This is a genomic window from Bremerella sp. P1, assembly GCF_028748185.1.
Lineage (GTDB): Bacteria > Planctomycetota > Planctomycetia > Pirellulales > Pirellulaceae > Bremerella.
Genome location: NZ_CP118164.1, coordinates 1,726,494 through 1,751,220, shown reverse-complemented (window position 1 = coordinate 1,751,220; position 24,727 = coordinate 1,726,494). Strand labels below are relative to the sequence as shown.

At 50.8% G+C, this 24,727-nt stretch carries 17 protein-coding genes; 8 read left to right on the top strand and 9 right to left on the bottom strand.

Annotated elements, in window-relative coordinates:
* Positions 1-90: 90 nt before the first annotated feature.
* The 6 genes from PSR63_RS07260 to PSR63_RS07235 all read left to right on the top strand — a co-directional run bounded on the left by PSR63_RS07260 (position 91) and on the right by PSR63_RS07235 (position 8,029).
* Positions 91-2,097, top strand: coding sequence for a heparin lyase I family protein (locus PSR63_RS07260; protein WP_274332007.1), 2,007 nt, complete (start codon positions 91-93; stop codon positions 2,095-2,097).
* Between the two features lie 816 nt (positions 2,098-2,913).
* Positions 2,914-3,741, top strand: a complete 828-nt coding sequence (locus tag PSR63_RS07255) for a DUF1559 domain-containing protein (RefSeq protein ID WP_443111084.1) — start codon at positions 2,914-2,916, stop codon at positions 3,739-3,741.
* Positions 3,742-3,881: 140 nt separating this feature from the next.
* Positions 3,882-4,265, top strand: a complete 384-nt coding sequence (locus tag PSR63_RS07250; RefSeq protein ID WP_274332003.1) for a carboxypeptidase-like regulatory domain-containing protein — start codon at positions 3,882-3,884, stop codon at positions 4,263-4,265.
* A gap of 344 nt (positions 4,266-4,609) precedes the next feature.
* Positions 4,610-6,028, top strand: a complete 1,419-nt coding sequence (locus tag PSR63_RS07245; RefSeq protein ID WP_274332001.1) for a sulfatase — start codon at positions 4,610-4,612, stop codon at positions 6,026-6,028.
* A gap of 250 nt (positions 6,029-6,278) precedes the next feature.
* Positions 6,279-7,286, top strand: a complete 1,008-nt coding sequence (locus PSR63_RS07240) for a 2-dehydro-3-deoxygalactonokinase (protein WP_274331999.1) — start codon at positions 6,279-6,281, stop codon at positions 7,284-7,286.
* Positions 7,287-7,366: 80 nt separating this feature from the next.
* Positions 7,367-8,029 carry a bifunctional 4-hydroxy-2-oxoglutarate aldolase/2-dehydro-3-deoxy-phosphogluconate aldolase gene (locus PSR63_RS07235; protein ID WP_274331997.1) on the top strand — a complete coding sequence of 221 codons (663 nt, stop codon included), beginning with the start codon at positions 7,367-7,369 and terminating at the stop codon, positions 8,027-8,029.
* Between the two features lie 688 nt (positions 8,030-8,717).
* Here PSR63_RS07235 and PSR63_RS07230 read toward each other — a convergent pair.
* From PSR63_RS07230 to PSR63_RS07190, 9 genes are all read right to left on the bottom strand, one after another.
* The gene (locus tag PSR63_RS07230) at positions 8,718-9,635 is read right to left on the bottom strand and encodes a hypothetical protein (RefSeq protein WP_274331996.1); all 918 of its coding nucleotides are present in this window, start codon (positions 9,633-9,635) and stop codon (positions 8,718-8,720) included.
* Complete coding sequence (locus tag PSR63_RS07225) at positions 9,636-10,406, bottom strand: hypothetical protein (RefSeq protein ID WP_274331995.1); 771 nt, start codon at positions 10,404-10,406, stop codon at positions 9,636-9,638.
* Between the two features lie 65 nt (positions 10,407-10,471).
* On the bottom strand, positions 10,472-11,368 hold the full coding sequence (locus PSR63_RS07220; RefSeq protein ID WP_274331993.1) for a MotA/TolQ/ExbB proton channel family protein: 897 nt from the start codon (positions 11,366-11,368) through the stop codon (positions 10,472-10,474).
* 13 nt (positions 11,369-11,381) lie between these two features.
* On the bottom strand, positions 11,382-12,257 hold the full coding sequence (locus PSR63_RS07215; RefSeq protein WP_274331991.1) for a GYF domain-containing protein: 876 nt from the start codon (positions 12,255-12,257) through the stop codon (positions 11,382-11,384).
* 18 nt (positions 12,258-12,275) lie between these two features.
* A complete protein-coding gene (locus PSR63_RS07210; protein WP_274331989.1) occupies positions 12,276-15,290 on the bottom strand; it encodes a hypothetical protein in 3,015 nt (1,004 codons plus the stop codon).
* Positions 15,291-15,320: 30 nt separating this feature from the next.
* Entirely contained in the window at positions 15,321-17,732 is a 2,412-nt protein-coding gene (locus PSR63_RS07205; RefSeq protein ID WP_274331987.1) for a GAP1-N2 domain-containing protein, read from the bottom strand.
* Between the two features lie 18 nt (positions 17,733-17,750).
* Positions 17,751-18,623 (bottom strand): hypothetical protein, encoded by an 873-nt coding sequence (locus tag PSR63_RS07200; RefSeq protein ID WP_274331985.1) that lies wholly within the window; start codon positions 18,621-18,623, stop codon positions 17,751-17,753.
* A gap of 469 nt (positions 18,624-19,092) precedes the next feature.
* The gene (locus tag PSR63_RS07195; protein WP_274331984.1) at positions 19,093-19,449 is read right to left on the bottom strand and encodes a hypothetical protein; all 357 of its coding nucleotides are present in this window, start codon (positions 19,447-19,449) and stop codon (positions 19,093-19,095) included.
* Positions 19,450-19,810: 361 nt separating this feature from the next.
* Positions 19,811-22,009, bottom strand: coding sequence for a hypothetical protein (locus PSR63_RS07190; protein WP_274331983.1), 2,199 nt, complete (start codon positions 22,007-22,009; stop codon positions 19,811-19,813).
* 804 nt (positions 22,010-22,813) lie between these two features.
* Here PSR63_RS07190 and PSR63_RS07185 point away from each other — a divergent pair.
* Both PSR63_RS07185 and PSR63_RS07180 read left to right on the top strand, forming a co-directional pair.
* Positions 22,814-23,941, top strand: a complete 1,128-nt coding sequence (locus tag PSR63_RS07185) for a hypothetical protein (RefSeq protein ID WP_274331982.1) — start codon at positions 22,814-22,816, stop codon at positions 23,939-23,941.
* A 230-nt stretch (positions 23,942-24,171) separates the two neighbouring features.
* Complete coding sequence (locus PSR63_RS07180) at positions 24,172-24,690, top strand: hypothetical protein (protein WP_274331981.1); 519 nt, start codon at positions 24,172-24,174, stop codon at positions 24,688-24,690.
* Positions 24,691-24,727 lie beyond the last annotated feature (37 nt).

Genomic DNA, 24,727 nt, shown 5'->3' with positions numbered 1-24,727 from the left:
CTTTCATTCAGGGGTCCCCAGCTAATACGAACTCTTGAACCCCGTTTCTCTAATCTCTAATCTCTCATCTCTTTCTTGGAGCAAAATTCGATGTTGTATCGTGTTTTTCTGGCACTCTCATGCTTGCATTGCCTGGTTACGGCAGTGGGGGCCCAAGGCGTTACCCGCAATCAAGCGGCTATTCTCTATTCCACCGGGTTTGAGAATGGTACCCTGCTCGAGCCGATTCCCAATGGGAACCTCGACTATTCGACCTTCTTTCTCTATGTCGATGGGGCGAACTTGGGGACTGCCGGCGCCCCTGGTAATGAAGACCTGATGGCAGGTTACAACGATGGAATTTATGACCGCCTCTTAGTAACTGATACGATTTCTCGATCAGGGCAATACAGCGTTAGCACTTATGTTCCCCGAGAGTGGCGTTCCTTCCGAAGTGAACTGGCCGAGACGCGGGAAGAGGAGGTTTTGCCAATCGATGGTTTGGAACGCTGGTTTGCCTTCAGTGTTTACGTTCCAGCCAATTGGCAAGCGACAACTAGCCAAACGAAGGTCGTGCGTTGGCTGGGTAACGGGCATAACATTCACAATGGGGGGCCCCTGAAACTGACAATCATGAATGGCTCTTTTCATATCAGCCATTCCTGGGACGATACGATCCCGGCCAGCAGTGCGGAAGGTTTTCAGATTCAGCAGGAAAACCGAAGCAACGCCGAACTGGTACCAGTCATTCCTGGCCAATGGAACGACTTTGTCTTCCATGTGAAGTGGAACTACAACTCCGGTGGCGACGGGTTCCTGGAGATCTGGCATAACGATATCTCCGTTTACTATTACGAAGGTCCGCTCGGTTACAACTACAGCACAGCTCCCTGGGTCATCTTCGGCTGCAATCGAAATGACTGGAGAAATGCAAACTTTGTTGACAAGGTTCAACTGTACGACCAAAACGGAGAACCCAACGGCACAGCGCCTGTGGATCCGCCAATCACGGAACTAGAGTTGCTCTTCGACGACTACAGCGTGGGAGACGAGACGGCCCTGTATCAAGATGTCGTGCCAGGCACTCCACGTCTGCCGTTCACCACCGCACCAAGGCGGAACAAGGCGGCGCTTAAATTCGTTCAAGACTGGGAAGACGGCACCTTCATCAATTACCAATACCCCTATACCAATCCAACGAATCCAGCATACAACGGGGACTACACGCACTTCGTCTTGAGCGCTTGGGGGAATGATGGTTTCGGCAACAACCTCGTTGACTCTGATGATCCATCCGGTGCTTACATTTACGGCTATAACGATGGCGTCACCGACTTCATCACGGCACCCTATCGTCAAATCCGTCGTAAAGGTAACTACGCAATGCGGACATATGTACCCCGCAACGAAGCCTACCCTTCGAACTATCGCAGCGAAGTCGTTCCCAAGATTTACTATGCCCCTAAAACCCCTGAGGGGATTGAACGCTGGATGGGGATCAGCATCTACGTGCCAGAGGACTTTCCCGACCCAGCGCCACGAATCAATAGCCTGAACTTTCAATGGCACGGTGGTGGAAACGGTGGTACCAACCTGCACTCAAGTCCATCGATGTGCATTCGCACGGACAAGGGACAGTTCGCGATTCAGCACACTTGGGACGACGTGGTCCCCGAAACATTAGAAGAGGGGATCGCCACAATGCGAGCCAATCGGTCGTACGCTTCCATGGTTCCCATGAAACGTGGCCAATGGCATGACTTTGTCTTGCACTGGAAGTGGAACTACAACCAGGATGGCGATGGTTTCCTCGAAATCTGGTGCAATGACGAGTCCGTTTATCGGTACGACGGTCCGCTAGGCTACAACTGCGTTCGTGAACCGAATATGCAATTCGGCATCTACAAGCCGGAATGGAAGAGCTCTGGCTACCTGGATCTGTACGACGCCTATGACGGAAGCGGCAACTATCTCGGCCGAGAAGTCATGGATCCACAAATGTCCAAACTCGAGTTCTACTACGACGAACTTCGGTTTGGGTACGGGGACGCCCGCTATCAGGACGTCGTACCTGGTACGCCGCGTCTGCCGCTAGGGGAGGAAGTTCCAGTAAACTAACCCAGCCGATCAAGCTTGATTGAAATCAAAAAAAGAGCCCGGCAACTTGCTGCCGGGCTCTTTATCAGTGACGCTTCTTGGTCACGGGAGTCTCCTTGGCCGAAATTGGCCTCTAGACTCTCCTAACACATGTACCAGTTTTTGGGGGGCATGCCAGAGACAGGATTCTAAACCTTGCTTTCGATGTGTTTGATCGAATACCTAATAGGAGCTCCTGTCAGGCACAGGCACTCCCGAGCTAGTTGCGACACGTGAGTCAACAGCGAATGCCGACTGACATGCTAATTCAGCAGCCGTCTCTTGCATCATGGGAATGGTTAACTGCGCGAGGTATTAGCCCAATGGAATAATTTCCAGGCATGTCAGAAATGATGTCGCGCAGCGAACTCTGGCAGTCTTTCGTTTACGCCCGCTTTTCTACGACACTTTCTTGAGTGTTTGGAGAATAGTAGTAGTGCATTCGTTACTCATCTTATTGCTCCAGAGTGACGATGACGCGAGGCTAGCCTCAACCCCGAAAGATGGGACAGGTCGTGCCTCAGGAATCGAATGTTTTCAGGTCGTCTTACACAGCTAGAAAGGTAAATGGTAAGTACAAGAAAATAATAGGTCGCGGGCCTTTAAGAAGGCCCGCACTCGAGGATGCAGATCCTGATAAGGAAATGCAAAAAAGGATTTGGCTACAGGAACAGAGAGAGGCATCTCTTGTAGTACTTAATTCTCTCTTATCTTTTGATCTTACGGAGTTTTGAAATGGTCTGTCATCGAGGCAGTACGCACAGGGGCTACGGCTTCACGCTCGTCGAATTACTCGTCGTGATCGCTATTATCGGAGTGCTCATTGCTTTGTTGTTGCCAGCAGTACAGCAAGCTCGCGAAGCAGCCCGACGAAATCAATGCACGAACAACCTTAAGCAGATCGGACTGGGGTTGCACAATTATCACGATACGTTTCAAAGGTTCCCACCAGGTTTCCTTTACATTACAGGAAACGGGAATCCCAAGCACCGGCTTGGCTGGGCTACACATCTATTGCCCTTTATCGAGCAATCAGCACTCTATGACAGTATCAATCCGCAAGGTCAACCGGTGCATGTCGACCAGGGAGAGAGCATTGTCGAAGCATTCAACTGCCCGTCATCGACCTTGCCTGAGCGTAGTCCCGAAGGTTTCGGCAAATCGAACTACGTCGGAAATCAAGGCTACGGGAATGGAAGCAAGGATTTCGGTGGAATTTTCAATGACAACAGTGAGATCAAATTTCGCGATATAACTGACGGTAGCAGTAACACCATTCTCGTGGGGGAAGCGGAGGGATCGATCAACGATTCTTACGATGCTTTTCCGATTTGGGCTGGACCGACGCCATATTCCAGCAATACGGGAAGATCGCGTCGCTCGATACTCCGCCGAGGAGATATACGGAGACCGATCAATAAGGATTGCACCCGCCCTAACGTAAACGACTGCCATCCGGAGATCTTTTCGAGTCGCCATCCTGGCGGAGCAGTATTTGCGTTTTGTGATGCAAGTGTTCGGTTTTTACCAGAAACAATTGCCTTAGGAAGCTCGAATGACTTGCCCGATGGAGCATTCATGATGCTGATCAACCGCGCTGATGGGGAAGTAATCGGCGGGTACTAAAGAAGACGTCTGATTTGTTCTCACGATGTTAATTCCGGGAGGAGACGCAAACCTTCTCCCGGAATTGATGTCTAGGGGCTTATACGAACAATCCACCTATTCGCGAAGACAACATCTTATCAATGGTTAGAACAGCCCAAATGAAAAGCGTTATCTGTTTCGGAATCCTATTGCTTGTCAGCTTGCAGATTGGATGTGGCGTCGATGAATTAAGACCCGTCAGTGGTATTGTCACGCTCGATGGGGAGCCACTTGGAGGAGCCGATATTATTTTTGTGCCCCAAGAAAGTGGTTACACCAATGCAAGCGCTCGGACAAATGGGAACGGTATGTACGAATTGTTTTACATCAACGGAGAAGGTACCGCGCCTGGAAGCTACAAGGTAGTTATCTCAAAGTCTAATGAGTCTCAGCGTGGAGAAATCGAAACTGTGCCAGCCAAGTATAACCGCTTCTCCGATATGGTCGTTAGGGTTGAAGCAGATGGGGAAAACAGATTTGACTTTGCCCTGGAAGGTAGTTGAGGTCATTTCTGGTCACGTCAAAACTCGTCTCCATATCGCCTGATTGTGGCACGAAAAAGATCCTGTTGGTAGACGCGGTAACGCTTAGATAGAGCTTCGTCGACCTTCGAGTAAGAGTCGCCTGCATGCCAAGCTCCGAAACGATCTCGCTTGAAAAGGTTCGGGCATAAATTGGCATCCCTTTCAATTCGTTCACAACGTTCAAATCGCCTCGATTGTCCTGACAACATGTCTGGCGATGTTAGGTCAAGACTTCATATCCTTGTCGCCTTACTCTCTTCTGGGCTCTTGATGTCGACTAGGCACTACCAGGGGGTAATGTCCGTATCGAAAGTGTTCCTTCCATGATCAATCTCACTCGACGACTTGTGTTGATGTCAGCACTTGCCGTTACCGCTGTGTTGCTGACCGGAATCCCCGCTGTTGCCGCCAAGCCTGGTCAGCCGAACATCGTGTTTCTGCTAGTGGATGATCTAGGAATCAAGGACCTGTCTTGTTACGGGAGTGAATTTCATGAGTCGCCCAATATCGACCAACTGGCATCCCAGGGCATTTGTTTTACGAATGCCTATGCATCACATCCGACATGCGGACCGTCGCGCACAGGAATTGTCACCGGCAAGTTTCCAGCGCGGATGAATCTCCTCACCAATACGGGGGCAGTGCGAAATGGTGAGATGTTATGGCCGAAGGTTCTCCAGCAGCATGGATACGCCACGTACTTTCTCGGCAAATGGCACATGGGAAATGCAAATTCCGTGTTTGACAACGGGTTCGACGTCAATATCGCCGGCTGTGGAGTAGGTCAACCATCGGACTACTACTTTCCCTACAAAAGCGATATCAAAAAGTGCGACGTTCCCGATATGGAAGATGGTAAACCAGGCGACTACCTGACGGATGCCCTGACCGATAAAGCACTCAAATTATTGGACGGCAACGGCGACAAACCGTTCTTACTTTACTTCTCGTACTTCAACGTCCACAAGCCAGCAATTTCGAATGCCCAAGGGAAAAAAGAGCATGTGGAATCGTTCAATAGAAAGCTCGAATCGATGCCTCAGGTTGACCTGACGCTGAAGGAAGTCGTCCGCGGTGGACACAAGGTCCAATCCGTCCCAGCCCAACGCAATCCTGAATTTGCTGGGCAGATCAAAGCCTTGGACGATAGTGTCGGTCGGATCATGCAAAAGCTGGATGAGTTGGGGATTGCGGACAATACGATCGTTGTTCTGACCTCCGACCAAGGCAGCATGTGCACCTCCAGAAAGGGCGTCAGTACGGCCGCCCCATATCGATTCGGAAAGGGTTTCCTATTCGAAGGAGGCATCCGCGTTCCTTTAATCGTTAAGTGGCCTGGCCATATGACGCCTGGAACCACCAACCCCACGGTGACGATCAATACCGATATCTACCCCACGATGATGGATATCCTAGGCCTGCCTAAACGCAACCAGCAGCACATGGATGGGATTAGTATTGTCGAGACGTTTGAGGGAACTACCATGCGTTTTAATCGGACTTTCTACTGGGCTTTTCCTCAGAATCATGCGTTGGGGCACCGCCCCTCGTTGGCCATCCGTCGCGGGCCATACAAGCTCATCTATTGGCCAGAAAACGGAGTTACCGAACTGTACGATGTCGAAAGCGATATCTCGGAGTCCGTAGATCTGAGTAGACAGAAATCGGAACTAGCAGCCGAGTTATTGAAAGGCTTGAAAGCATGGAAACCTGCCAGCACGGTACTGGCAAAGTTTGAGTGAGAGATCTGGGGATTCCGTTGCAGCGTTCTAGTCAAAGTGCAGCAAACGCTGGTATCGATTTCTCACGGCACAAAGATGAACTGATACCTTGAAGACGGTTGCCCTTGGAAGAACAAGTTGACTGCTCATAGCGTCGTTGACGGCAACGTGTGAGACTCCTGGTCGCTTGGTTGATTCAGTGAATAGTCCCTAAAAATGGATGTCGTCCCAGTAAGTTTTCATGTCGTTATCCCTGAAAAAATGAGTCTGAATGTATTTCTGTTTTTTTAACTGTGATTGGGGCACCACAAACTTTCGCCTTCGTTTGGTTGAAGTTGAAACTCGAACGATTATCGCTGAGCGGTCCAGTAACGAAGGTGTCGCCGAATTGGCAGGCGTCTCGGGGCCCCACGATCGCTGTCGCCTTTTTCAGAGCACCCTAAGGCGACATGTTTTGGATCTTACGCAAACTGTGCCGTTTGATGTTGACCATGTACCCGTGGTCATTTCCGGTATGGCGAGTTCTTCGATTGGCTGGCGAGAGCTTCCTTATGCTCGTACGCCATTCGAAATGGATGGGCGCGGGCTGGTTGTTTGCCGATTGGACGACGTCGAGCAGTTGACCCAGCCGGTTTACCTCGTATCAGGGCTACAAGCGAAGAATGACGTTCTCCGGGGCGAGGAAACCGAGTTGGTTGGACTGGGTTCGCTTTATGGCGAGTTGATCTCTAGTTTCCTTACTGCTTGGGTTGTTTTGCCAGGTACTCATTCCAAGCACGTTCTGGTCAAGGATGGAAACGTGGTGGATTTTCGTACTTACATGACGGGCGAATTGTTTCAATTGTTGAGAAAGCATAGTTCGTTGAAACGTGCCGAGGCGACCGGCAATGAGGAATTGAATTGGACCAGTCCAGAAAAGATCGACGCATTTTGCGAGGGTGTCAGGCTTGCCAGAGATGCAAGCCTGACAAATTCTCTTTTTCAGGTGCGCGTCAAGCAACTGACAGCCAGTCAAAGGCCTTCTGTCAGTGAAGCTTTTCTGAGCGGGCAATTGATCGGTAGTGAGATATGGTCGCTGAAGTCTAAGGTTGCGAGCGAGTCACAAATCATCCTGGGGGCAGGTAAAAAGCTGAATCCTATTTACCAATTGGCACTGGAGATTGCAGGCCTAGCGGATCGGACTACCGAAATCGTGATCGACGATGTTGAACGACTATCAGCGGTCGGGCAATGGTACGCAATTCAATCGCACAATAAGCTTCTTTTCAAGCAAGGTTGAAGAAAGCTCGCCCCCCCTCAACATCCGACCTTGATGCCCACGTTGAAAACAAACTTGATTTAAAACTACGAGACGCTGCTATGAGTACATCGTTTAATTGGCAACTATTTGAGAACCGACCACTTGTAGGCATCTTACGTGGATTTGAATGGGCGCAAACACAAGTTGCGGTCGAATCTGTCGCCACCGAAGGCATTACAACAGTCGAGGTCACAATGAATTCCCCTGACGCATTGAGTCAGATCAGGGCATTGAGTTCCGATTTTTCAATGCAAATCAACGTCGGAGCGGGAACGGTTTGCAAGGCAGCCCAGGCAGAAGCCGCGATCGAAAGCGGGGCATCCTTCTTGGTAACGCCTACAGTCACCCGGGAGGTAATTCAAGTTGCATTGCAGGCCGATGTCCCCATATTTGTTGGAGCGATTACTCCAACCGAGATCTTAAGAGCGTTGGACTTCGGGGCAACTTTCATCAAAATATTCCCTGCAAATGCTTTGGGGCCAGACTATCTTAAGAGCGTTCTTGGTCCCTTCTCTAAGATCCGTCTAATGCCGACAGGAGGTATTACCACAGTCAATTTGCCAAACTACTTGAGCGCTGGAGCAACGGCGTTCGGGATAGGTGGCCCTCTTTTCGACAAGAAGCAAATTGCTGACGAGAATTGGCAGTGGCTAAGGAATCAGGCCCGGCTTTTCGTGGCATCCTACGATGAAGCCAGAGCAGCGGCGATTCAACAGGTCTAAAGCTGGGTTACGCTGAGGCAGGCATAGAAGTGCGTTGTTTTATCCTAGGAACTCGCAACGAGTTGCGAGGACGCGTTTTCTTTACGCTATCGTCTCTGTTTTGTAGAGACATAACCCGGCCGATCTTGCCTTAGGCTCGCAAACGCTCAAATTGGCGTTTGTATCACCGATTTAGCAGAGACATTACCGCTGGGTTAATAGGGTATTAGGCTCGGAAGGGTGATGCAGTCGCGAACTTAGGACGCACTAGACCTGATCACTCCCTGTTTTCAGTACCACCTGCTCAGCTACGACGGTTCGGCTACCCTTCGCCCCCAGTTGCCATGGCGATTCATCCTTCAGGCACGGCCAATCCGCGCAAAGGTGTGGTCTGTTTAATACAAACGGGATTTTGCCAATAAGCACAGGAGGGCGTGTCCTGAGCGTTTTTCTCAAAAGCCCACCGAACGAAGGTTCCCAGTAGCCTACTGGTACAACTTGCTGCGATTTGACTGCGAAAGTCTCTTGGGAGAGAATCCGATGAGCCTAGATCGAAAATCACAACTCTTTATGGGAAAACGATTTGAGGAAGAATAATACCATCAAGGTATGCTTGAGGTTCTCTTCCGAGGATTTGGCAAAAACCTTGATGGTGTTGTCTGCTTTAAGGATCGGATGAGTCTTGAACGTTGTCGAATGGAGGGTTGGGCTATTGGACTTTTCCACCAAATCCTCCACGGTCAGCTACCTCTCCATTTTGATCCATTGGCATCAGGCGATATTCAAATCCTTCGTCTAACAAAACGTCTCGTAGAACATTGAATTGACGATAGCTATCTGGACGCACAATCACGGCAATAACGTTTGACCTGGGGGAGAATTGGCTAAGCCGTTCACGCAACCTTCCCCGAGATAAATCGTCGTCCCGAAGGGGGATGCCGGCAGTTGGGATGGGCTGAGTAATCACTGAGGTACCCTGTGATCCAACAACAACGAATTCATCTGTGTTTAAGCCAAGTCGTGAACCCCCTCGACCATATCGATGCCAAACGTACATTCGACCGTACCGCAAGATCACGCCGACTTCACTCTTAAACCCTGATGAACGTACTACGGGAGATCGCATCTCCTGGACACGTGACTTTCTCTCTTCCACTATCTTCCGCTGGAGATCTTCAAACTCGTCCTGGGCCTGTTGCAGGTCCTTGTCCGTTTGAAGATTTTCGGACCTTGTTTTTTCGATCTCGTGACTTTGACTCGAATTTCTTGCAAGTTGTTGATTGTATTCTCGCTCAAGTTCAGCAAACTCTTCTTGGAGTGTATTTCGCGTGATGATCTGATCACGCACCTCTTGTTCGGCGAACTTTTCTGCCAGACGTTGTTGGCTGGTTCGATTTTCTCGTAGAAGGCTCAGTTCTCGGGTTACGGACGTCAAGCGATTCTGTAACTCCTGAAAATGCTCAGGTGCGACGGACTCAATAGGCTTTTCTTCGTTGCTCTCACCGGTCATTCGGAGCAGGATGACAACCAGAATTGCGATGAACAGTACCCCACCGAAAGTGTTGCAGATAGTGTCCAGCAACAGTTCCAAGCTATCGGCTGAGTTTGAGCGGCGTCGACGTCGCATTTATGGGGCAGCTCCTCGCTCAGGGTGAAGCACCGATTGATTTTCGCCAATCAAATCAAAACCGAACTGGATACCCGAAAGGCTCAGTCGCGATTCAAGTTGATCGAATGCGGATGCGCCACTCGGGCGTACCAACACGAGAAAATAGGACGATGAAGCATTCCTGTCCCTTGCCCATTCCATGAACTGATTGACGGCAGTGTCGGTGCCGAGGAATCCGGATGAACTTGATGTAAATCTGATCGGTCGGCTTTCCCTGCCAATTGGGGCAGTGTCGATCCTGCCAGAATCAACCACAACAAGCCATCCAGACTTCTTGGATCCTTTCGGCAGCGTAAACACGAGCCGATCCTCATCTCTTTCCTGTTCGAGTTGCGTTTGAAGGTCCGCTAGTTCTCGGGTCACCTTATCTAGTTCTTCACGTTCGTCTTTTCGATCGAATTGTTGTACCAGAACGTCTTTCTTTTCCTCTTTCAATTGCTCTTCTTGAGCATGTAATTGTTTCAGGCCTTGTTCCTTTTCATCGATCCTTCGACGCAAGGAATCAATTTCATTCTGCAATTCAGAGGGAGAAGTCTCGGCAATATTACTGATAAGCGTATTCAGCTCCTGAACGGAACCTTGCAGTGTCTCTAATTCCGCTTCCGCTTCGGTTATCGCCGACTCAACATCCGTAGCTACGGACGAAGTAATCCTCTGGGAATCCTGCTCAGGACGTTCCACGAGTTCCAGACTAAGGAGCAGTACCATCACGATAATGATGCCACTCACTGAAGTAATGATGTCCTGGAACGCAAAGAGGGAGATAGTCGGTCCCGATCGGTTTCTACGTGAAGTCACGACTCTTCTCGCGATTCGTAGGGCATCAAACGCAATCTGCTCACGACATTGCGCACACAGTATTCACTGCATGAATCTAGAAACTCTTCCTCTGACTTTTTGATTGCTGTCAACAGAAGTTGAACGATCAATGCCGCAACCAGGCCCTGCATTGTGGTCTCGAATGCGACAGACAGACCGCCTGTGACATCCTTTAGCGCATCCTTGACCTGGTTAAGTTCTTCAGTGGTGGCAAGCACACTCCCAAATCCACCAATGGCAGCCGACAAGCCCTGGACAGTACCAATGAATCCCAGAACAGGTATCGCCCAGACAAAACCTTGGAGTAGCGAGTAACTCGTCTCCATCACCGATTCATCGCTACCAGCCTGGGTCTCCAGGATCTCATCGACGTCTGTTACACGACCCAGATTCCGAAGATTGGCCAAGGCTACATAAATACGATTAAGTAGAGTGAAGTGCTTGGGGTCATCGACGACTTGATACATTCGACCGATCACGTCGTCGACCGTTAACGGTGATAATACAAACTCGGGATTCTCAGGAACGACGACCATTTGCAACGCGCGTCGCTGAAGTCGCAACTTGAAAAACTTCAAGATTAGAATTGCAACCGACCAAAAGAAGAAAAACGCGATGCAATACGGAATCGGACCGCGTTGCGTAAACGTAACCGCTAAATACGAATTGTGCATTAGGTATAGCGCTGTGTAGAAGCAAGTTGAGAAGATGACTCCCAACAACAACGCACACCAGGTATTGACTCGCGTAAAACGTCCGCCGCGGAACGCCAGACGCTGTTCGGGATCTGACCGTACCCAAGAAATGGGAGAAAGCTCTGAAGTTGAATTGGTGAAGCTATCTGTATTCACCGGGCGAGTATCACTGGCCATGCTTGATTTCAGTCTAGATACGGACGCGGGTAATATCGATAAAGTAGAACAACCAGATTGCCCAACCAATGGTTCCCAAGATTCCAGTGGTCAAGCCTGCGTTTGCAAGGCCCTTGCCGGTGAGGCTTCCGCGTGATTGGCTGATATCCTTCAGCGCTACGGCGCTGAAGATGATCGAGAAAATGCTTAAGAAGCCGAATGCCAGTGCTAATCCAACCAGGAGTAAAACCGCGACGGAACTTAACAAGAGCGCCACCCCGCTGAGGACGCTGAATGATAGCCCTAGTACCCCAAGAGAGATCCCGGTAATTGCCAAACCACTTGTTCGCGGGTGGGGCATGTGCTGAGCCGAAGATTGGCTTACCGAAACACCTGGTGACGTTTGCATCATTGGCTGTGATGAACCAGTGATAGCTTGCGCACCGGCAGTAAGGTGTTTGAGCTCCGGCACTTCTGATATCGGGAGCCAATCTGCGAAACCTTCTTTCCATACCAGTTCGTCGGCGGTCAGTTGATGACTGCTTACGAGCGATCTGAGGTCCATGATACTGATGGGGCCATTCATCTCACCAGCGACATGGTAGTACCAGGCTGCCTTATTGCCAGATGGATCGGGCGGCCTGGAATCACTTGAAGATTGAGGTGCGTTCTCCTGCAACTCCAGTTCATGATTATTCGAAGCGTTATTGTCTGCCGGCGCTATTGCGGAAGACATAAAATTGGCGGCAGTCTGCCAGTTCTGTTTGTCGATAGACACCTCATGGATTCGGCTCAACTGGCCGCGGCTTCGCATCGTCTGGAGGCGTTCCAGGCTGAACGGTCCCATGACCTTGCCGCGTGCGCGAACAAAGTATTGCGTTGGTTCCGCAGTTCCATTCTCGTGACTCATTTCATCGCCTTCTTGTGTTTACCTGTTCGCGAATGCCAAGTCGGCAGCGGCTTTGGGAATGGCGAAGATCAATTGACCTTCGATAGCGTGAGCCCCGGAAAGTTGGCCATTCAAGGTGATCGAATTTCCTCGGGCTGATCCAATAGAAGCCCAAGTATGTGATGTGCCACTTGGTACAACCACTTGCAACTGGTAGTCTCCCTTGGGCTCCCAGCTAGTGAGACACTTCCAACTACCCTTCTTGTCCTTTTCGAGGTGGCCAACGACTGAAATGGGGCATTGGACTCGTTTGGTCAGCTGTTCGGTCTGCTTCTTGGACTCATCCCAAGCGGACTCAAAGTCCTGAATATTGACTCTTTTCAGTGCATCTGCTGCCAACTCACGGGCCGTTTGAGCGGCTTCGTTCTCCGGGTCCATCCAATTAACCGCCAGGTCAATTTCGTCATCCTGGAATTTCCGAATGACCGACGCCATAGTTTCTTTCAGGTGTGCGTTGCCTTCACCCGCTAATTCGGCCGTGCGAAGTAATAAGAAGTATTTCAAAAAGTCGTCAATCTCAGGGTCGCTCAGGATTCTCTTACATAGTCCCAGGCAGTAGGTATCCCATTCGTTCAGCGAACAATTGTCAATGGTCTCTTTGACACGTGAGCCGATAACTGCATGGGGAGCTAGGCTCGTTGTTAAGGTCTTTATTTCACCAACCTGCTTAATCTTGCCGGTTCCCTTCGATTCGTTGCCACCTAATGCGCTGTAATAGTCAGTGATGGGATGAAAGTTAACAACTTCGGTACTAGCTGCGTTCGTCAGCTTCTTCTTCAGAGGAGCGAGCAAATAGTATTTTTTTCCATCCTTGAGTTCGAGGAGATAGACCTTGCTGAGCAGTGCGTTTTCGAACAACGCCGCCATTTGAGATTTTGCGCCGTCAGATCGATCCCCGTCAGAAGACTCTTCACGCATTCGGATTGATTTCAAGTAGGTCAGGTAGGACTTCGCTACCGATGCTGAAGGCGCTTCGGGAAAATCGTCGAGAAATTTTTCACATTCGGCAATCTGAGCAACAACGTCTTGTAGGTCTCTGGGCGGGATCACCGACCAACTATGCCACAACTGTTGCCATTTCATCGCACCGCTCCAAGTCTTGGCGTGGGTTGCGACCTTTTTGAAGTCGCTAGAGCGGGGATCATTAGGAAATGAGGTGACATAGTTTTTCAACGCTTCGTCGTAACCGCTTAATGCTTGTTCGAAGTTTGCCGCTTCGGAACTGATCGCTGCTTGCCGAGTCATTTCATCGAATAGACTCGATTGCTGCTCAAGCTTTTTATGAGCGTCTTTCAACGCTGTCGCCCGGGTTTCCAGGAGCTTTACTTGAGAACTTGAAGTAGAGCGAACCATTCCCTTGGCACTGTTTAGTTGTTGAAGGTCCTGATCCGTTTCCTTCAATAACTGATCAAGTTGCTGCAGGTCCTTGTTCGTATCCTGGTTGGTTGGATCGACCATTGCCAATAGACTGTCCGACTGCTCTAGCTTATTGGTAGCCTTGTCAACAAGTTGGCGAAATGCTTCTTCGCGTGCGGCAACTTCGTTCTGGCGATGTTCTTCCCACTCCATTTCCAGCCGGCCAATCGCCAACTTCTCTTCCGAAGTGTGAGCAATTTCGCGAGCCTGCTCCAGGTATTTCACGGCCTGGTTATGGGAAGTCGTCGATTCTGCCGAGGCAATCAGGCCTTGGACTTGGCTCAGACGATCTTGTTCGGTCTTCTCAGCGTCCCCAAGCTTCTTCTGTGCGGCAAGCCACGACTCGTGAATCGGAAAGTCCGAATGCTTGTCGACCATCGCCCGAGCGTCCGCAAGTTGACCGTTATCGATCATTTGTTCGACCGTAGAGGCAACGGCGATGATTTCGGACGATCGCAATTGACGTTGAATCAAAAAGCCAATCGAGCCGATCACCAGAATGATCCCGAGAGCAACGCCAGCGATAATTAGGTTTCGTCGTCGCGTATCGGCAAACTGTAAGCTCGCAATGCGATTTCGATACCGAGTCGCCAGGGGCTCAGGCAACCCCTTATTGAATTTGTTGACCTCGTGGCCAAGTCGTTCGAGATCAGGAAGATCGATTCGGTCTTTTTCAAGGGCCAGTTCTAGATAGCCAACGGCATCCTCATAGGCCTGCTGCTTGGCCAGTTGTTCTTCTTCGTCACGAATCCAGTCGAGGATGGGGCCACTGTTTTCCCAAATGGGATCGTCCGGAGCCAGTTCGGCCTGAGGGGCCAGCATATCCCATTGATCTCGAAGCTGCTGCGCGCGGGGCAGGTCTAACGCTCCGAACGCATCATTCAACTCAGCCTCAAGTTGCTCGAGCTCTTTTCGTGCCCAGTTCTCATTAGCAGCCCCCGCCATCTCGGAAATGCTTTTGACGTAGCTGGGAGGCGGTGCGTTTCTCCACTGCGAATCCTGGACTTCCACCAGAAGATCCTTCAACCGACTATGGTCTCCTTTGGATTTAGCAGCATTTGCTTCCACTTTAATTTCATGTAGACGAGCCTTCTCCATTTCCCGAACGTCGTCATCCCAGAACGATGCCTGAAGATCGAGATCGGCCAACTTCCGGACGACATCGAGACGTTGCTTTAGCGGTGACTTGGCCAGTGCCATCAGGCGATGCGTGGTGAGAAGCTTTGTCAACGGTTCCTGGTCCGCATAGGCCTCATTCAGCATTTCCGCCATGTCGAGTAGAAGCGGCTCCATGCGGGGAAGCTGATACATCGTGACCAGTTCTTCCCATGCTTCTCGCTCAGGAAAGTCGAGCCGGGTGACTAGCTCCAAAAGATTCGGCTCTGCTTCGGCAAACTGAATTGCTTCCGACCGGAGCCCCAACCGCAAGAACTCACCACAGCGACGAAGACGCTGATTCACACTGCGACAGGCCGCACTGTAAGACGAGGCCAACTGACGCAACTCGTCGGTCAGTTCGCAATCGCTCGACTGCAACTGAAAACGAATTTCGTCAATAACGCGTTGATATTCGGCCACGAGGTACCGCTCCCCAAAATAGCGAATGGATTACTTGCCACTGCGTTTATAGCGGATGACATCAATTGGAATTGTTTCACCGTCTTCGATGCTAAGTTTGTAAAACACCTCGGCCTGCAAAACGTCAAAGCTACGTGAGTTTAGATATACGATTTTCCATGGCTCAACTTTCTCTTCGAGCCTATTCAATTCGTTGGAGCGAGGTCCAAGTTCCGCTTTATGTTTCTCGAAATAGGAACGAACCGCGTTGACTTTTTCGCGAACTTCCTTTGGCCACCTTGCTCCGAAAAGTAAGTCGCATGCGGCGACTAATTTTTCATAATACGGCAAAACTTGTTCCTGGAATTTCTGGTCTATTCGGTCGACTTTGGTGACCGGAGTCTTGTTGACGATACCAATAAGATCTTTCTGAAACTCTACTTGCATTTCTTCAAGTGCTGTTTCATCCACGGAGACTTTTGCTATGCCGGGACGACTCCCAGCTTGCAGGATATTGCGAGGTACTCCATCGGAACTAAACCACGATAAGGCAGGCTTCGATTCAGTTGTTTGAATCTCTTTAGCCGATGGAAGAAATGCAAATTCTTTTTCACCGAAGCCTACCGTCAAGCTTCTAACATAGAGTTCAGGGAAAATGTTTGGCCGAGAAAACCCTATCGTAAACTCACCGCCTTTCGGGGAAGAGTTGCTAGGGATCCGAAGTGAAAATAGGCGGCGTCTCTGCGGCGACTTGACGTCAAGAATGCAGAAAGGCAGTAGATCTTTACCTAATTCCTTATCTGCAATCCAGGAAACCAGAAGTTCATCACCTTGGATCAAAAACTTGGCAATTGGCTGGGATTTATTCCTGTCGATTTTCAATACTTCCCCAACGGTGAGTGCACCGGGAGAAGTGCTCGTGGTTATGTCATTGCGAAACTCAGATGCTGGAAAGTGAAGAGCGATTTTAATCTGGTCAGGAGAATGCTTCTTCCACTCGGCTACTTTGCTTAAAGTCCGCGACTTAGAGGTATCTATTGGAAGTATCGACACATACGAGACTTCAATCTGCGGAGATACTTCTTGCTGTTTTTCGTTTGGCAATTTAGAAGCAGCAACCTGAGTGGGTTCAGGTGTCGGTTCAGGTGTCGGTTCAGGTGTCGGTTCAGGTGTCGGTTCAGGTGTCGGTTCAGGTGTCGGTTCAGGTGTCGGTTCAGGTGTCGGTTCAGGTGTCGGTTCAGGTGTCGGTTCAGGTGTGGCAGCGTCTGTTAAATCTAAGCGAACGATTTCGGATTGAGGTTCTTGAGAATTATCTTGGTCCGCGATTGAACTACCAAACCAATTAGGAACTAACGTTGCAAGCAAGCCAGCCGCGACCATAAACAAGAGTGCCCCGACGATAACGGGCCACATACGTCGTCGATCGGTATTGGCGTCCTGGCTTCGCTGTCTGGAACTACCAGGTGGCAATGGCGGTCCTTTACGCGATCGCCCTGGATCTGGCGGGAGTGTTTTGAACTCATCTTCCGTTTCCATCTGAGGTAGATCCGGGATTTCCCGGGTCACGCGTGAACGATTGCTGGGAGCCGGAGAGGAAACGATGTTCTCCGGTTCTTGAAATTCCGGTGCGAAAGTTAGTGGTGCTGATGAGACGGGCCGTGACGGTGATTTCCCTGTTCGGGCTAATTCGACCAGATCGCTTCCTTCGGCCTTGCCGGCCGGCTGGGTCAGATCGATTCGAAGCGCTCGGACGAAGCGTCGCGATTGATTCGCTTCGGACGAACCGGCTAGCACGCAGCGCCAGTTACAGTTCACCCCAGGAGGTAAACTCGTGAAGTAGGTGCTAAAGCTGGCCTCCCAACGACGTTCATGCGGAAGTAGGGCAATGGCCTCGGACATCAGGGCCAGTACAGCCATGCCCGGTTGAAAGATCAGGTAGGCCTGTCGTTCAGAATCGGCGATCAGTGACTCGGCGAGAACGCCTGCCCACCCGGCATCCCCGGTAAGTTTCTGCCAGGTGTGACAAATACCTGGAGGTTGATCATGGCTAGGAATGCTTCGGCCGCCGGGCAAGATACGAGGTTTGCCATCCCAGGAAGTCTCCATGAAACCGCTCTGCCCAAGTAGCGTGGCGGGGCCACCAGATGCCAGTTCCTGAGGTTCTAGGACGACATGATGGGCGATCTTGTTGGCACGTTGAGAGTAATCAAGTCCGTAGTCTGCAATCCGCGAGAGAACTTGGTAACGCTTGCCTGCGGCACTCATGTTCAGGTGGGAATAAACGACCGGATTCTTATCTGAATTGGGATCCCCAGGAGGAAAAACAGGACGATAGCCACTGATCGATTCCAACGCGGATGCCAGCGGAGACGGCATGCCTTGTGTACTGACGACCGTACAGAATCCACGGCTACCAGGCTTCAAGCCTTGGGGGGCAGAGGTGTAAAGGAGTTCCTGACTCAACTGCGTCTCCCTGAGAAGTTAGCTCTTGCGTGACAAGGAAGGGACAAGGCCGGAAGTTGTTCGACAAAGCGCGTAGAGATAAGGGACGGTTACCCAGTAGGGTTTTGTTTCCCCAGGGCGAATCGAAAGGAGACCACTCGCCTGATCCACTTCGGCCCGACTACCTACCGCACTGGCCGGAACATAGATGACTTCTTCCGCAAATCCCTCGGCTGCCGTGACAATTTCTGGGCATACCTTTAGCATCAGGCTTCGGGCTGCCTGCGAGCGACGTTCGATGAGATTTGTGTCCAAGGCATGAAAAGTTGATTGCGAACGATCATTCTTCGCATTTCCGGTTTTGACTTCGCGCCATGGTTCCGGTGGATCGTCCTCCTCCAGTAGATGAGACCAGGCATCGGACTTCGTCAAAACGACAATCAGCGGTCGGTTGTGCTTCTCGGTTTGACGCAAACCGCTGTAGCGGCGGATACGAGTTGCGGCCTCTTGCAAGATCGGCTCTTGCCGCGCCACGAATGGTGCAGATGCCGAGCCTTTATCTTCAGTGCAGAGCTTTCGGAAGCGGCTGTCTTGTGTGGGGTCAAACACGAACATCAGTGCGCGTGAGTGGGCCATGTGACGCGTTACGGGCGCGGATGTCGTATCTTGTCCCGGAAGGAAGGCCTCGCCTGCATTGTCAAATAAGCAGACGATCCGGCTAAGCTTGTCGGCCTTATCGTAGTTGGGATGTCCCGACTGCGGTTGCATGCTGAAGAGAAACGGAAGAGCGTAAGTGACCGTCTGCGTACCGAATTGAACGCTCTGGTAGAGGTTTTTGGAGATCCCTTCTTTCCAGTCTGTCTTATCGATCAATTCTCTGAGTGGAGTGAGCGTATCAGGATGCGCGTTCACGAAGAGATGCTCTTCATAGTTCGTCAGGCGGGCGTTGAGCGTTGGATCGGCATCAGAAAAGGAGATGGCAAAACTAGTGCCTAAAACTTTTCGAAGTTCCCATGTCATGGACGCGAGGAAATAGGACTTCCCACTTCCGGGTGCGCCGAAGATCGACAAGAAATGAGGCTTCATTTCTAGTAGGGATCGGGGCACAACCAGGTGGCAGTTGGGACACGCCAACTGATGACATGGAAATCCCTTGGCGTCCAAGGCTTCGCCATTGACCGTGAAACGCGTTGGTAGAAAACGCTGTTGAAAGTCTTGTCCCAACCTTAGATCATCAAGCAACTCGTTGTGCTCAGACACCCAGAGCACGTTCTCTGGTGCGAAATGATTCCAGCAATACGGGCAAGTTATTTTTGCTCGAAGGCCTGACTTAATTTCTTCGCCGATGTTCTTCATAAGTTTGTCATTTCACGTCGAACTGCTATTTTTCGATGAGCACTGGATCCCCGGAGAGCTCGGTGTGGTACTTCTGATTAGCCTTGGTCGCCATCGCACCAAGAGACTTAGATATCTCGGCTGCCATGGCTTGGCACTCCGCATGGTCCGGATGTTGATTCAACAATTCCCAGGCCTTGGAAGCGTTTTGAAATGCTTCTCCAGGACCCTGATCGCCCGATCTTGCCGACGTGTATAATTCTTCAGCTTGGGCAAGCGCCTGGCTGGCGCTCATCGCCGCGGCAGATGTAGGGGGACTAGGGGTGTTGTTCTCGGACTCGCTGCGAGCAGTCTGCATTTCACCAACTTTTTGAGATGCGTTGGGCGATGTTTCTGCATTCATCTCTGACTCATTAATTGTCGGTTTAGTTTCCTCGGTTTCACTGGGTGTCTCCGAGTCCTCTACGGACGCTTGGGTAGACTCCTCCGCTGAATTCGAGGTTTCCGAAGAGTCTTTTGCTGCGTCCTCAGTCGATGTGGACTCAACTGTAGTTTGCTGCTGACAGCCGGAGCATCCCGCAACGCTCGTCAGTAGAATCAAACCAAGAACAAAGTAGGTCGAACTTTTAAGAGTTGTGGTTAACATCAGATGCTCAGTAATGATGGTGGGCAGGCGGGCGAGATGTAACGTGCAAACAATCAATAAGCAGGCGGGCGTAAAATGAGGCTAAAAATATTCTTCGTGAAATTTTCTAGTGTTTATTTCAAGGAGCATCGATTTGCCGGAATAGACCAATCCCGTCGTCACTCCGCATCTCAACGCCATCCTTCAGGTCATAAACGACGCTTCTTCCTTGCGCCTCTAAAGTGATTTGACTTTCGTTTTGGGTCCAACGACCACTAGCCGTTACCTTGTTGGAAATAAAATCACGGACTTGAAATGAGCCTCCCGAGAGAAACTCGTAGCGCATAGGCGGCTTTGAGAATAGAATCCAGTCGCCAATCGGGCTCGAGAAGCGATTGGGAATTTGGAAGCCTCCAGTCGAAGAAGTTGAGGGAGGAGTGGAGTCTGCCACGATTAAGTCAACTTCGCCTGTACTTCCAACGGCAAACACCCGATACCGCAACTGAGCGTTGTTGTTAAGCGATTGGCCCATGGCCGCAACACGGTAGAGCAAAGCCAACGCGGCATAGGAAGCAGGGACTTGATTACTTCGGCGCTTGACCTTGCTTACGTGCGATTTGTGCTCAGACTTAGCCTGACCGAGTGCCCGCGAAATGGCTCCTGCTTCCTGGACATTTGCTGGCCGACGATTGCTCAGCGAAGCGATTTGCCTTTCCAGTGCGCTAATTGCTTGCAAGCTCTCTTGTGCTTCTCGTTTTCCATCGCTGATAGCGCGCTGCAGTCGATTAATCGTATTCGTGACATTCTCGTCCGTGAACTCATTCCATCGGTCATTGCTGAAATAACGCGGTACGATCGTAATAGTCAGGTCATTTCTGTCCTCGACTTTAAGTGCCACGCGAAATTGTGCCTTGACGGTATCTTCCGGAGCGCCAAGTGTAACGGTCGCTGGCTCATTGGGATTAATGCGTCTTGAATCGGGTTCAATTTCAACGGGCAATGCAATGTTGTCTGTCTGAGTCAGCTGGAGAAAGATATTTTCCGGCGCCGGCAATGCCGGTAGATGAATCTGGTATTCGTCCACCGTGTCTTCCAGGGCAATCACGTGCCCTTCACGGCGAACTGCTTTTCTCAGGGCAACGATATGAGTCTTCGTAGCGGCCGAAATCAGTAGCCTCGCATTTCGGAGCTGCTCGACCGCTGGATACTTCACAGACGGGTTCCATTCAAACTTGATACTTCCATCAGACTCGACGAAGAATCTCGCTACAGGCTCTTCCAGTGGACGGTAATTGCTTGGAACACCGAGGGCTTTCGAGGAAGAATCATCAACGGCAACGATGACATGCCAAGAGGGTGATTCTGATGTCGAGACTGGTATGAGCTCGAAACGATAGAGACGTTCTAAGTCGCAAGCTCCACTATCGAGCCGCATGGATAACTCTTTTTGAGCAGATTCATTCACCTTGCCGATTTCCACGGGCTCAGGCTTGGGCACTTCCGCGCTAGGCAACTGTGGCAAGTTGATTTCTGCTAAGAATTCGGCTTCAGGGAAGTCCATCGAAGTCTTTGGAGGTGTTGGTGACTCCATGGGAGAAACTTGGCCGTCTGTACTTTCTTCGGGGGCAGTCGATGGAATTCCCATTTCCGGCGGTTCGGATTCCGAAGGAGATGAGGTTTCATACGCTACCTCGGAAGACTCCGAAGGGGAGGCATTCTCCGTGAAGGTTTCGGTCGATTCTGCGGATTCAGCATAGGGTGGAGAAGCCGCTTCCGATGGTACAGAGGATCCATCGGGCTTGCCCACATCCGTCGAAGCACTTCCGACGTCTTGGGAGGCGTCTGAAGCAACCTCTTCTGAGGCTTTGTCTGAGGATAAGAGAAAGGGAACTACTAATACGCTAACAAGAAGGATCAGCACACAAGCGATACCGATCCAGCGAATTTGGTCTTGGCTTAATTGACTGCTTGGCTTATTGGGAGCCGGTGGCGGAACCGAAGAAACTGTCTGAGGGAGGGGAGGTAATGAACCTGCGAGCTTGGGGGTTTCAAGGAACGCTGGTTCGCTTTCCTCCTGCGGTTTCAGTTCCAGAGCGATTGTGCTGTCGTAATCCGCCTTGCGTTTGGAATTCAGTAAAATCTCTGCTGCTTGTTTCAGCTTGTGGCGTTCCGCTTGTTCCGATGGGCCATTTGAATGAAGAGCGGCGAGTTGCGCCTGCTTCTGGCGAAGGGCCTGCCTGATTTGTTTAAGGTCATCCTCGCAAGTGGCTAGATCGAGCCACGAGTAATAATTCGTCGAAGTAGCACCTTCAAGCGGTGATAAATAATCGTTTTCCACGCGATCCTTGCCCCCTTAGAATCGTCTTTCACACGCTGTACGGTTGCTTTTCAAGCGTACAGTCAGCTTGAAACCATCAATGGCCGTCGATATTGTACGCTGCCAGTATACTTGCATTGGGTGGCATGGTCTACCTTTCAAGGATTAAGTTCAGATGGGGATACTGCAAATGATCTTAAGGGGGGCAGGTCAATTGCGTAATGAGTGGAGACTCATCGGTGCCAAACACATGGGTAAGTATCTCCGGCACGACATCCCTTGTGATTGCCTTAATTCTGGGTCCCATCTTTAGCGAAGCTTCTGGCAGTCGATTTTAGCCATGCACTCTAAGTTTTTTGCACATCATGACGGCCGTAGTCAGAGCCATTTTCGATCTCGCTCAAGAGGGTGGAACGGCTTGGCTGTAAGCTGTGACAGTTGTACGTGAGCCCAATTTCACATCGCTCAAGGAGCAAGGTGAGTGAGGCAGGTTAAGGCATCCTGTCTCGGGTGGATTGGGATGCTAAATTCCGGGCCGAAATGCGGCATAATAAGAAAAATAAGGGAGGAGAAGAGTCGGCGAAGCGGGCGGTTAGCTATTGGAACGCTGTGAGCTAAATTCGAGGCGTTTCTGCGTCATAATACTTGATGGGATTGGTTAGCAATTGGTGGGGTAACTTCGAGAGAATCCGGGATTTCACGAAACCTGCTGGGACGGCTTGCACCTAAATTTTGGAGCATTTTGCGTCATAAATACTTGATGGACTGGGTTAACTATCCTGTCTCCGCCAGAAACGAATCGATTGAAGTAGGGAGAGTGTCAAAGTGGCAAATGGACCTAACGACTTTGAAGAGTACCCCTATTTCTTTTTGCCGCGTCCCAAGGGCCAGATCCAATCGCTGCCCGTCGAGTTCCGCTGGGAGGTGACACGGCGGCATCCCGCCTACGTAAGCTTTTGGGAGCCAGCTGGCGAATTCTTTGCAGCGGTGCTGAACGCGACGGCTCAAGAAGAGGTGGTTCGCCCGATTGCGGCTGTAATTGTCAACGCTGTTGGCGTTTCGGGAGCAGCGCCTGACCCAAGTCTTGAGTTCGATGAGTTGGGTGACCAAGGGAGTAGCAATAGCTGGCGAAGTGGGGCGATTTCACCGTTGACAATCCGTGGAATGATTTCTCGTCTGCTGGTGGTTCTAAAGCCGGAAGAGTTCCGGCAAATTATGCAGAGCATGCTCGATGCAATGGAAAGCAAAGACGATGAAGTCGAACAACGAATGGAGGCACTACTAAGTCTTCAAAGAATTGGTGAACCCCTGGACAATGCGTTCCCGGAACCGCTCGTAACGATCAATCCGCGAATGGCCAATGGAATCGTCAAACGTGATGTGGATTTGTTGCTGAGCGAATGGCGGGATCGTCTAGCCATTAATATGGGGCGTGATCGTTCCGATAAATACGTCGAATATTTGCAGGTCTGGGATGCCCGTGAAGGCTGGGAGAAGGGGACATATTTCGCTGACCGAGAGCAAACGCTTCGAGAAGTCGCAGAAACCCTGGGCATAGACGATGCGAATGCCAATAGTCGTTACCGCCGAGCCTTTGAGCTAATTACGGGTTACCAGTACTCGCCTGCAATGTGGGTTCGTTTCATGGGGATCGTGAAATTGTCGCAGAGTAGCGTTGAGGCCTTGGGCCGTATCGCGAGAAGGCGACCTTTGCGAAACCGAGCGTCTCGTGAGGTACCCGAATCCGTCTTATCGCCATCGGAAGGCACACAGGGAATTATCAGTGGGCTGAGCTTGGAAGTCGGTAGGGCGAACGAGGAACTTCTGGACTTGATGATCGATATAAGCCAACGGATGGACTCTGGAGCATCCAACGAAGAGATTCAGGAGAGCTTGGGAATCGCCGGTGAACTAAACGAGGTATTAGATCTTCTCAGAAGCCAGTTCGGCTGAACGCTTGTCCCAAAAAATAAGGTGCTCGTTATTTTGCAACCGGAAGAGGATAGGAAGTTAATCCCATAATCCTCGCGATTGCACCTAATGTTCCCTGTAGAACTTGCTCGCCGTAAGTCCATGTAAGTTCTGTGGATAGGGTTGGCTGAGCTCGAGCTCACCGTCAGCTGGCAGCTTTGCTATCGCGGCACCTTTTACAAGGACGTGTTTCCTTAAACACGCAACTTGAAATGTTGGACGCGATTCACGGTAACGGTGGTTCCATTTCGGTTCCATCCGAAGTGGCTTATGCCACATGCCAATTGGCTGAGGAGGCTGCCCAGAGAACGGTTGCAATTCTGCGTAGCGGAGTTATCCCGTCCAGTGGTCAGGCTACTTTGCCAGCCGCTCTGCTTCTGGAAATCGCAGCATTGAGTACGCTAATTGCCTGGGAGGAACGAGGGGATTTTGAGCACCTAGGAGAAGCAGCACCTGACATTGACATTCTCAAGCAGGATTTCCTGAACCGTTGTCGCGAAGGGGGCAAGGGCTTCGATGATGCGGAGCATGCGCCGATTTCCAGTTTGATGATGAACTTGTTTACCGAGAATTTCGCGATGGAGGCTCCGGCAAGACTCAACGCGAAATTGGTGATGACCCAGTTGGATGAGGAGAACTTCATCGAGGAACTGGCGGAATTTCTGTGGGCCAATCGCCATTCATTGGCGAACAATGAACGGGGAGCAAGCACACATGGTAAGGAAAAATAAGATCAGAAGGGCAGTATTCTACTCTCGGGATTCAGGC